This window comes from Brevundimonas sp. (genome assembly GCF_030656255.1).
Lineage (GTDB): Bacteria > Pseudomonadota > Alphaproteobacteria > Caulobacterales > Caulobacteraceae > Brevundimonas.
Genome location: NZ_JAUSOE010000160.1, coordinates 1 through 10510, shown reverse-complemented (window position 1 = coordinate 10510; position 10510 = coordinate 1). Strand labels below are relative to the sequence as shown.

Annotated in this window: 9 protein-coding genes; 5 read left to right on the top strand and 4 right to left on the bottom strand. The window is 64.3% G+C overall.

Annotation, left to right across the window (positions count from 1 at the left end; all coding sequences use genetic code 11):
• Window positions 1–267: 267 nt before the first annotated feature.
• The gene (locus tag Q7J26_RS16035) at window positions 268–483 is read left to right on the top strand and encodes a hypothetical protein (protein ID WP_304937365.1); all 216 of its coding nucleotides are present in this window, start codon (window positions 268–270) and stop codon (window positions 481–483) included.
• 2 nt (window positions 484–485) lie between these two features.
• On the opposite strand, the gene udk is transcribed toward Q7J26_RS16035, so the two are convergent.
• On the bottom strand, window positions 486–1133 hold the full coding sequence (udk, locus tag Q7J26_RS16030; protein ID WP_304937364.1) for a uridine kinase: 648 nt from the start codon (window positions 1131–1133) through the stop codon (window positions 486–488).
• Window positions 1134–1342: 209 nt separating this feature from the next.
• On the opposite strand from udk, the gene Q7J26_RS16025 reads away from it, so the two are divergent.
• A complete protein-coding gene (locus tag Q7J26_RS16025) occupies window positions 1343–2977 on the top strand; it encodes a long-chain-fatty-acid--CoA ligase (protein WP_304937366.1) in 1635 nt (544 codons plus the stop codon).
• Window positions 2978–2992: 15 nt separating this feature from the next.
• A complete protein-coding gene (locus tag Q7J26_RS16020; protein WP_304937363.1) occupies window positions 2993–3679 on the top strand; it encodes a DUF1499 domain-containing protein in 687 nt (228 codons plus the stop codon).
• Here the strand turns inward: Q7J26_RS16020 and Q7J26_RS16015 are convergent.
• Both Q7J26_RS16015 and Q7J26_RS16005 read right to left on the bottom strand, forming a co-directional pair.
• On the bottom strand, window positions 3676–4578 hold the full coding sequence (locus tag Q7J26_RS16015) for an MBL fold metallo-hydrolase (RefSeq protein ID WP_304937362.1): 903 nt from the start codon (window positions 4576–4578) through the stop codon (window positions 3676–3678). The genes Q7J26_RS16020 and Q7J26_RS16015 overlap by 4 nt on opposite strands.
• 218 nt (window positions 4579–4796) lie before the next feature.
• Window positions 4797–5336, bottom strand: a complete 540-nt coding sequence (locus Q7J26_RS16005) for a hypothetical protein (RefSeq protein ID WP_304937361.1) — start codon at window positions 5334–5336, stop codon at window positions 4797–4799.
• A gap of 159 nt (window positions 5337–5495) precedes the next feature.
• Between Q7J26_RS16005 and Q7J26_RS16000 the strand changes: the two genes are divergently transcribed.
• Complete coding sequence (locus tag Q7J26_RS16000) at window positions 5496–8546, top strand: TonB-dependent receptor domain-containing protein (RefSeq protein ID WP_304937360.1); 3051 nt, start codon at window positions 5496–5498, stop codon at window positions 8544–8546.
• Between the two features lie 142 nt (window positions 8547–8688).
• Window positions 8689–9279: a hypothetical protein gene (locus tag Q7J26_RS15995; RefSeq protein ID WP_304937359.1), complete on the top strand. Its 591-nt coding sequence runs from the start codon at window positions 8689–8691 to the stop codon at window positions 9277–9279.
• Between the two features lie 45 nt (window positions 9280–9324).
• On the opposite strand, the gene Q7J26_RS15990 is transcribed toward Q7J26_RS15995, so the two are convergent.
• Window positions 9325–10510: vitamin B12 dependent-methionine synthase activation domain-containing protein (locus tag Q7J26_RS15990; protein WP_304937358.1), on the bottom strand; the 1186-nt coding region annotated here is incomplete at its 5' end.

The following is a 10510-nucleotide window of genomic DNA, read 5'->3' as shown; positions in this document are numbered from 1 at the left end:
AGGGTCGAGGGGGATACTCGATCGCACTCGGGACAGGGTTCGCAGACCCTGCCGACCCGTCGCAGGCTTATGGGGTTAGGCGATAAGACCGCCACCGCTCGGCGCCCCGAGCTTGCAGGTGAACCATTCGCGCGGAGCGTCAAACCTTCGTCGAAACGGTAACCAAAACACCAAACTCCGGGCGAAGGCCCGGCGCCCCGCCCAGCCCTCCAGAACTTCGCATCGAAAGCGCGAGGACGATCAGACCTGTCCTGAAAGGAGCCGTTGATGGCCCGTCCCAAACCCCGTCGCCCCAGACCCGGCCGTGGCCTGCCGCCGAAGAAAAGGCTCAGTCCCGAGGAACTGGCGGAAGACGAACGTCTGCGCGAGCAACTCAGGTTCAACTGTGACCGACTGGACGCCATACTGGCGGCAAAATGGGATGCTATGCAGGAGAGGCAAGGTCTTGAGGCCGAACAGGTTACGGCAACCGACGATCCCTGATTCTAGGCGTCCAGCAGCGGCTGAAGCAGCGGATGGGCCAGGACCGGCGCGGCCAGACGCACCACGGCTTGCGGATCCTCCAGCCGCACCGCCGCCGTGGCGTCGGCGATGATGAAGTCGGCATGGGTGCGCGACGGCTCGGTCAGCCGTTCGTGGCCCGGCCGCACGGTCGCCAGATACTGGGCCACGACCGAATCCGCCGAACGGCCGCGTTCGGACTGGTCGCGCAACAGGCGGCGGATGAAGCGGATGTCGGCCGGGGTGTCGACGAAGACCCGGATGTCGAACAGGGCCGTCAGTTCGGGGGTGCACAGCACATGGGTGCCCTCGACGATCACCACCGCGCTGGCGGGGATCGGCTCGCCGCCCGGCTCGCGACCATGGTGGATGAAGGAATAGACCGGCGCCGTCACCGGCCGCCCTGCCTTCAGTGCCTTCAGGTCGGCGATCATCAGGGCGTGATCGCGCGCCGCCACATCGTCGAAGTCGAAGGTGGCCGCATCGAAGCCGGGCAGGGAGGCGGCGTCCCGATAATAGGAGTCCTCGCGCACCAGGACGGCCTTGCCCTCGGGCAGGGCCGAGACCAGGGCCTCGGCCAGGGTGCTCTTGCCGGAGCCGGAGCCCCCCGTGATCGCGATCAATATGGTCATGGCCGGCCTTCTAGAACGCCCGCCCGCCCGGCGCCACCGGCGTTGAAACCGGCTCGAAAACAGAGAGGCGATCAGTCGCGCGGGACTGACGCTGCGTCCCGTTGCTTATCACCGATCACCAATGTTAGCGTCAGCCCAAGCGTCAGCCCAAGCGTCGTGACCAACCAGACGCATCCCAGGAACAGGAAACCGCTATGTCAGCCACCCCTATGACGGGCTTGATGCAGGACTGGCCGCTGACGGTCGATAAGATCATCGACCACGCCAGGAACTGGCACGGCGACCGCGAGGTGGTGACCCGCTCGGTCGAGGGCCCCATCGTCCGCACCACCTATGGCCAGATTCACGACCGCGCCAAACGCGTCTCCAACGCGCTCAGGGCCTGGGGCATCCAGCCCGGCGACCGCGTCGCCACCCTGGCCTGGAACACCGACAAACATATCGAGACCTGGTACGGCGTCATGGGCATGGGGGCGGTCTGCCACACCCTGAACCCGCGCCTGTTCCCCGAACAACTGATCTACATCATCAACCACGCCGAAGACCGGGTCATCTTCGTCGATCTGACCTTCGTGCCCCTGTTGCAGGCCATCCTGCCGCATATCCCCAAGGTCGAACGGGTCATCGTCATGACCGACGACGCCCATATGCCGCAGACCAATCTGCCGCGCGCCGAATCCTATGAACGGATCGTCGCCGAACAGTCGGCCGACGGCGTCTGGGGCGGCTTCGACGAAAACACCGCCTGCGGCCTCTGCTACACCTCGGGCACGACGGGAAATCCCAAGGGGGTGCTGTATTCGCACCGCTCCAACTTCCTGCACACCTTCATGGCGCTTCAGGCCTCGGTCGTGGGCGGCAAGACCTCGGACGTCATCCTGCCGGTCGTGCCCATGTTCCACGCCAACGCCTGGGGCCTCGCCTTCGTCGGCCCGGCCTCGGGCTGCAAGCTGGTGATGCCGGGCGCCCGGATGGACGGCGAGGCCCTGTACGAACTGCTGGAGACCGAGGGCGTCACCTTCTCCGCCGCCGTCCCCACGGTCTGGCAGGGGCTGTTGGCCCATATGAAACAGAACGGGCTGAAACTCTCGACCGTCAATCGCGTCCTGATCGGCGGTTCGGCCGTGCCCGAAAGCCTGATTCGCGCCTTCCATGACGATTACGGGATCGAGGTGCTGCAGGGCTGGGGCATGACCGAGACCTCGCCCATCGGCACCCTGTCGAACATGACGCCCGAACTGTCGAAACTGCCGTTCGAGGATCAGCTCAAGTACCGCACCAAACAGGGCACGCCGCCCCTCGGAATCGAGCTGACGCTGAAAGACGACGCCGGCGCCGTACTGGCGCATGACGGCGCCACCTTCGGCCATCTGATGGTCAAGGGACCGACCGTGGCCCGGGCCTATTTCCGCGAGGAAAACTCGATCCTGGACGATCAGGGCTTCTTCGACACTGGCGATGTGGCGACGGTGGACGAACTGGGCTTCATGCAGATCACCGACCGGTCCAAGGACGTGATCAAGTCCGGCGGCGAATGGATCAGCTCCATCGAGATCGAGAACATCGCCGTCGGCCATCCCAAGGTCGAACTGGCCGCCGTCATCGGCGCCGCCCACGCCAAATGGGACGAACGGCCCGTGCTTCTGGTCAAGCTGAAGACCGGCGAGGCGCTGGACAAGCAGGAGCATCTCGACTTCCTGCACGGCAAGATCGCCAAATGGTGGATGCCCGACGACGTGGTCGCCGTGGACGAGATTCCGCTGGGCGCCACAGGCAAGATCGACAAGAAGCTTCTGCGTGAGCGGATGAAGGACTACCGCTTGCCAGAGACCCAGCCTGGCTGAAGCTCCGGAGCGCCCATGTCGTCGAAAAAGCCCGTGCCCGCCCTGATCCCGTGGCTGACCGCCCTGACGGCGGTCGCCCCGGTCCTGGTGGTCGCGGCCATGGCGGCGACCCTGTTCGGCGGCGTCGACCGGGCCGTCACCTATGACTTGCTGACCTGGACCGTGGCGCGAGGCCTGGCCTGGGTCGGTCTGGTCGCCGCCCTGATCGTTCTGGTCCTGGCGCTGCGCGACCTCGGCGGGCGCTGGATCTTCGCCGCCGTCGCCCTGATCCTGGCCGGCGCGACCCTGGCGGTGTTTCTGCATCAGGGGCAGCGGCTGGCTCAGCCGACCCCGCGCGACATCAGCACCCATCTCGCCGAACCCCCGGCGTATAGCCGCCTGTCGGCCCTGCACCCCGACGCCTCCGGCGTGACCGGTCCCGAGACCTGCCCGGCCGCCCGGTCGATCCCGACCCAGGTTCTGGCGCAACAAGCCGTATCCGCCCTGGTCGACGCCGGCTTCCCCATCGTCCGCGCCTCGACCTTCGAGGTCGAGGGGGTTCACGAAGGCGCCTGGTTCGGCTTCGCCTATGACGCCGTCGTCCGCATCCGCCCCGGCCGCACCGACATCCGCGTCGCCGCCCGCGATTCCCGCCCTGACGGCGGCGCGACCTGCCGCCTGATGGACAAGATCGTCACGGCCCTGGAAAACGAGACCCGCTAGGCCAGGTCGAACACAGCGCTCAGGCCCGGCTCGGTCCCCGCCGTCGCCGCCCCGTCCTCAACCAGCTTGATCAGATGGGCCAGGACCGACAGCGACGCCGCCGGCCACAGCCGCCGATCCACCGCGGCGTAGAGGACCGGCACCATCTCCGCCACCGTCCGATCCCCTGCTTTCAGCCGCGCCAGCACCTGGGCCTCCCGGTCCAGCCGGTGTGCGCGATAGGCGGCCAGGAAGGGCGCGGGCTGCGTCACCGGAGCGCCGTGCGTCGGCCACAGCGTGGAGAAGTCACGGGCGATCACTGCATCCAGACTGGCCATATAATCCCGCATGTTCCCGTCTGGCGGCGCCACCACCGTCGTCGCCCAGCCCATGACGTGATCGCCGCTGAACAGGGCGTTCTCCTCCCGCAGCACGAAGGCCATGTGATTTGACGCATGGCCAGGCGTGAACATCGCCTCCATCGTCCAGCCGTCGCCCTCGATGACTTCGCCGCCCGCTAGAACCTCATCGGGCGCAAAGACCGCGTCCTCATCCTCGTCCAGTCGACCCGATGCGTGCGTCTCCCGCGCCGGCGGCTTGGCGGCCAGGATCACGGCGCTGGTCCGCCCGGCGAAGGGACGGGCGAGGGGGGCGTGATCGCGGTGCGTATGGGTCACCAGCACATGGCTGACCGTCCGCCCCTCCACAGCCGCCATCAGGGCCTCCAGGTGCGCCGGGTCCAGCGGACCCGGATCGATCACCGCCACCGCCGATCCCGCCTCGGGCCGCCCGACCACATAGGTCCCTGTGCCGGTGAAGGTGAACGGCCCCGGATTGTTCGCGATCACCCGCTGGATCAGGGGCGAAACCTGGTCGCGTCGCCCATAGGCGAAGTCGAACTCACGCACGAAAGGAATCACGGCCGTCGGCTCCAAACATGGCGCGAGCCTTGCCTTAACCTCTCGGTAACCCTTGCCGGAGCGCCCGCCATGGCCCGTTCGATCGCTTTCGCTGTGTCAAATCGGCTCCAGCCCATCGCGGCGGCCTTCCTCTGTCTCATGGCGACGCAGTTGATCACCGCCTCCTGCACGCCGGAGCCGGCGCCCTATGCCAGTCGGGTGACGATTCAGCGATAAGCCTATTCGCGGCGAACCCGGAAGGGCGGAAAGTTTCCGACCTTCATAAGATAGCTGCCCATGGCGGCGCGGCGCACGGTGACCGGATACTGTCGGCGCGTGGAGAAGGTCGGCTCGACGCTGTCGGTCACACGCCAGATCGAGCCGTCGTCCAGGGTCAACAGCCACACGCCCCGGCCCAGGTCTCGTACCGACGTCAGGGTTGCGCTGATGGACTGCAGATCTGGCTGCCGGCCATTCCCGCTGAAGGGATTGAGCGTTTCCACATTGAAACCAAAAAGGCTGCGTTGGTTACGTGTGACATCCGCCCGACTCACGATCGCGACCTCGCCGGCGTCGCCGATAGCGGCGGCGGCGGCGTCAAAACACGCCAGCCGGGCGGCTCCCTGCTGAATTTGTCGGCAGTGACTTATTGCAGACAATAGATCATTGGTATGTGACGGTTTGGAATCCTGGGCGGATGCGGCTCCGGCAGAGCTCAGCACGCAGCTTAGAGCTACAAATGGCAAGATTGTGCGAAATGGAAGCGGAATTGGGGTCATAATAACCTCCATACTTATGATTGATTAGTTAGAGTATTGCCGGGATTTTCACCGGTGTCCCGCGCCTTTTCGGCGACTTAGGTGTGGCGTCTTTGCGACAGAGATGTTTCAATTGTGTCGAGTGTGGGTCTTCCTGCTGGACTTGGAAGTGACGTTAGTATGATTTCCCTGCAACCGATCGTTGGGTCGGGGATGGCTTTTGACAGGACGCCTCGTCTCAGACGACCGCCGTCCTTCACGGGAGAAATAGCCTTGAGCAATATCAATTATCGCCGCGGATTGCTGGCGACTACCATTATCGGCGGCGCGGTTCTCGCGATGGCGGCGACGCCGTCGTTCGCACAGACGACCGATGAGGCCGCCGAAGTGGGCGAGATCGTCGTTACCGGCTCGCGCATCTCGCGTCAGGACTATCGTTCCACAAGCCCCGTTGTGACGGTTGGAGCCGCTGATTTCCAACAGACCGGCTCTGTCACTATCGAAACTCTTCTGAACGATCTGCCCCAGTTCACGCCGTCGATCGGTTCGACCTCCAACAACCCGTCCAATGGCGGTCAGGCGAACATCAACCTGCGTAACCTCGGCACCAACAGGACCTTGGTTCTGGTGAACGGCCGTCGTCTGGTGCCGTCGAACGCTTCGGGCGCTGTTGACGTGTCGATCATCCCGACGGCTTTGATCCAGAATATCGAAGTCATCTCGGGCGGTGCATCTGCGGCCTATGGATCGGACGCGCTGGCGGGTGTGGCCAACTTCATCCTGAACGAAAACTTCGAAGGCATTCAGTTTGACGCCCAATATGGTCAGACCGACCGTGACGACGGCGCGACCGAAAGCTACTCGCTGACCGTCGGCGGCAACTTCGCTGATGACAAGGGTAATATGGTCTTGTCCTTGGGCCGTTCGACCCGTGAGACCATCTTCAACGCCGACCGTTCGTTCGCCGCCGTTTCCGGTGCATCGACGACCTCGCCGCTGGGATCCACCATCCTCGACGCCGGCAACCGCCCGTCTGCGGCTTTCATGGAGTCCTATTTCGGAACGCCTGTCGGTCCCGGCGGCCAATTCGGCTTCAACGACGACGGTTCGATCTTTGCGTATACGGGCAAGGTCAATGTTCAAAACCCCGCCGGTGCGGGCATCGAATACACGGCTCCCGGCGCCAACTATACGTTCAACACCGGCCCGCTGAACTATATGCAGCTGCCGCTTGACCGCTGGAACGCCTACGCCTCGGGCAACTACCACATCAACGACAACGCCGAAGTTTACGTCAGCGCCCTCTTCACGCAATACGTAGCCGATTCCGAACTGGCCGCTACACCGGCCGGCAACGCTACCGGTTTCCGGGTTCCGTCGACCAACCCGTTCATCACGGGCGACCTGCGTGATTTCCTGAACGCCCGTCCCAATCCCACTTCGTCCTTCCTGCTCAACAAGCGGTTCACGTCGCTGGGCGGTCGTCACTCCAAGGACGAGTACAACGTCTACCAACTGACCACCGGCATCCGGGGCGAGGTGCCGCAAAGCAGCTGGACCTATGATGTCTATGCCTCCTACGGTCGGGTCAGCAATATTACGACACAGAGCGGCAACGTATCACGTTCTTCGGTTCAGGCACTGCTGGACGCCGCAGACGGCGGCGTCAGCCTGTGCGCCGGCGGTTTCGATCCCTTCGGCGTGACAGATCTTTCGGCTGAATGCGTCAGCTTCATCGGCCGTTCGGCCCGCAACCAGACCACGACGGAACAACGCGTTGTTGAAGCCACGCTGCAAGGCAAGGCCTTCGATCTGCCGGCCGGCGAAGTCCGCGTCGCCTTCGGTGTTCAGTATCGCCAGGACGACTATGACTTCCAGGCGGACGGCTCGCTGGCCCAAAGCAATCCGGTCACGCCTCACCTTGGGGCTGACGGCCTGCCTGACGGCGGCAATGTCGGCGGTTCGGAAATCGCCGGCTTCAACCCGTCGCAACCTCTCGCCGGCGGCACCAGCTCACGCGAACTTTTCGGTGAAGCCCTGATCCCGCTGCTTGCGGATCTGCCCTTTATCCAAGCTCTGGATCTGACGGTCGGCTATCGTTACGCCGACTACAACCTCACGGGCGGCACGAACGCCTATCGCGCAGATCTCGACTGGACCATCGTCGATGGTCTGCGGGTTCGCGGCGGTTACAACCGAGCTGTTCGCGCGCCTTCGATTGGTGAACTGTTCTCGCCCGTCAACGTCGGCTTCCCCGCTATCGGTGCGGCCTCGGCGGACGGCATTGAAGGTGATCCCTGCGACGTCAACAGCAGCTATCGTCAGCCTGGCAACCCGAACGCTGCGGCCATCCAGGCTCTCTGCGTCGCTCAAGGCATTCGTGCCGAAGACTATGCAACCTTCGTCTATTCCAACGAACAGGTTCAAGGCGTAAGCGGCGGCAACCCTGACCTGTTCGAAGAAACTTCTGACAGCTGGTCGGCCGGGATTGTCTGGCAGTCGCCCTTCTCGCAGCCTCTGCTTTCGGGCATCTCCGCTTCGGTCGATTACTACAATATCGAAATCACCGATGCGATCGGCGCCATCACCGTTGATCAACAACTGCAAGGTTGCTTCAACGCCACTGGTGAAAACCCGACCTTCGACGCTTCCAACAGCTATTGCCAACTGTTCCAACGCGATCCGCTGTCGGGCAACATCGTCAACACCTTCGAAAACAACGCTAACCTCGGCATGGTGAAGACGTCGGGCGTCGATTTCCAAGCCGACTGGCGTTTCGAACTGGCTGACGCTGGCGCACCCGCCTGGGGTTCGCTGGATGTCAATACGATCGTCAGCTGGCTGGAAAACTACGAAGACAACGTTGTCGCCGGTGGCGTGTTCACCGACCGCACGGGCACGATTTCCAGCGTCTTCGGACGTACCTTCCCGGAATGGAAGTCGCTGACCACGGTTAACTGGAGCAACGGGGCCTTTGGAGCCGGCATTCGCTGGCGCCGAGTGGGCGAAATGGAAATCTTCAACGGCGCAGATACTCTGCCCGCTGTTGACTATTTCGACCTCAATGGTTCGTGGAGCATCCACGACAACGTCTCGCTGCGCGCTGGCGTCAACAACCTGACCGACGAAGAGCCGAACGTCTATTCGCCGGGCGTCCAGGCCAACACCGACCCCTCGACCTATGACGTCCTGGGTCGCCGGTACTACGTCGGCCTGACTGCCAAGTTCTAAGGCCGGTCAACGACACCGAACTGAGGCGGCGGAGCCACGCTCCGCCGCCTTTCTTCGTTTAGGTTCGGTCGTAGAAAAACCATCCCGGCTTGCGAGCGTTATGGTTGGCCACGCGATCGTGGCTCAGCTTTCAAGGACCATCATGTCGAAGACCCTCCTCGGCGGTATCGCCGCCCTGTCGCTGGCTATTGCAGCAGGCTCCGTCACCGCTCAGGAAAACGACGGCCCCATCGTCACCGGCGCGCGCTCGACTGAGACCACCGACGCTTTGAAGGTGCGCGAGGCCATGGCCTATGCCCGGCCTCTGCCGCGCGGGGCGCCGACGCAGGATTATCCGCTGGTGGCCTGGTGCGACGCCCTGGTGACCGGCCATGCCGATCTGGGTGAGAGCCTGACCGAGCGTTCGCCGGAAGATCTCGAACTGGTGCGTCTGGGTCGTCTGGAGGCGCAGGATTTCCGCAGCGCCCTGGCCGCCGCCGAACCGCGCCAGACCGCCGCGACCAAGGCCGCTGCGCAACAGGCCGCCGCATCCGCCAAGGCCCAGTGGGCCGCGCTGCTGGCCACCCAAGACGAGGCGGCGCGCAGCCAGTCGTTTGGCCTGTTCTATGGCCTGCCGGGCCGATGCGAACACGCCGCGCGTCGCATCCGCGCCAATATCACCACCCCGCCTGCGACCCTGGCCGAGGTGGGTCTGACCGAGACCGGCGCACCGACGACGACCGCGCCGAACTGATCACAGCGAACCGCTAGGCGTCTGAACGGCGGTCTGAGCCTCGGCTCAGGCCGCCGTTTCGCGTTTTACGGCGTAGGGATCGTAGTTGAGGATGGGCGCCAGCCAGCGTTCGGCCGTCGCCACGTCCCAGCCCTTGCGACGGGCGTAGTCCTCGACCTGATCCAGATCGATCTTGCCGACGCCGAAATAGTGGCTGCCCGGATGGCCGAAATAGAGGCCCGAGACCGAGGCCGGGGGCGTCATCGCATAGCTTTCGGTCAGGGCCATGCCGGCGTTGTCCTCGGCCTGTAACAGGCGGAACAGCGTCGCCTTTTCCGTGTGGTCGGGCTGGGCCGGATAGCCGGGGGCGGGGCGGATGCCCTGATACTGTTCGGTGATCAGGTCGTCGATCCCGGTCACCTCGTCGGCGGCGTAACCCCACAGCTGGGTGCGGACTTCCTTGTGCAGCCGCTCGGCGAAGGCCTCGGCCAAGCGGTCGGCGAGCGACGTCGCCAGGATGGACGAATAGTCGTCGCCGGCGTCCTTGAACCGTTTGGCGACTTCAAGTTCACCATGGCCTGCCGTGACGGCGAAGGCGCCGATATAGTCATCGCCCTCTTCGGCGATGAAGTCGGATAGAGCCAGGTTCGGCTTGCCGTTCGACTTCTTGATCTGCTGGCGCAGGGTGTGGAACCGGGCGATCTCTTCGTTTCGGCTCTCGTCGGCGAAGACGATGACGTCGTCGCCGTCGGCGCGGGCGGGCCAGAAGCCGACGACGCCTTTCGCCGTGAACCATTTCTCGTCGATGATCCGCTTCAGCATGACCTTGGCGTCCTCGAACAGGTCGCGCGCAGCCTCGCCGACGATCTCGTCGTCCAGGATCAGCGGATAGCGGCCGATCAGCTCCCAGCTGGCGAAGAAGGGGGTCCAGTCGATGTGGTCGGCGAGGTCCTGCAGGTCCCAGGCGTCGAACGATTTCACGCCGATGAAGGACGGCTTGCCGGGCAGAGGCTGGGATGGATCGATGCGGAAGCGGTTCTCGCGGGCCTGGGCCAGGGTGGCGCGGGCCTTGACCTCCTGACCACGGGCGTACTGCTCGCGGATGCGGATATATTCGTCGCGGGTGGCGGCCTCGTTCTTGGCGCGCTCGGTCTTGGACAGCAGGCACGAGACCACGCCGACGGCGCGGCTGGCTTCGACGACATAGGTGGTCGAGCCCCGTCGAAAGGCCGGGTCGATCTTGACCGCCGTA

Coding starts and splice junctions, on each gene's coding strand:
- Q7J26_RS16035 (WP_304937365.1), top strand. CDS start 268: ATGGCCCGTCCCAAACCCCGTCGCCCCAGACCCGGCCGTGGCCTGCCG.
- udk (WP_304937364.1), bottom strand. CDS start 1,133: ATGACCATATTGATCGCGATCACGGGGGGCTCCGGCTCCGGCAAGAGC.
- Q7J26_RS16025 (WP_304937366.1), top strand. CDS start 1,343: ATGACGGGCTTGATGCAGGACTGGCCGCTGACGGTCGATAAGATCATC.
- Q7J26_RS16020 (WP_304937363.1), top strand. CDS start 2,993: ATGTCGTCGAAAAAGCCCGTGCCCGCCCTGATCCCGTGGCTGACCGCC.
- Q7J26_RS16005 (WP_304937361.1), bottom strand. CDS start 5,336: ATGACCCCAATTCCGCTTCCATTTCGCACAATCTTGCCATTTGTAGCT.
- Q7J26_RS16000 (WP_304937360.1), top strand. CDS start 5,496: ATGATTTCCCTGCAACCGATCGTTGGGTCGGGGATGGCTTTTGACAGG.
- Q7J26_RS15995 (WP_304937359.1), top strand. CDS start 8,689: ATGTCGAAGACCCTCCTCGGCGGTATCGCCGCCCTGTCGCTGGCTATT.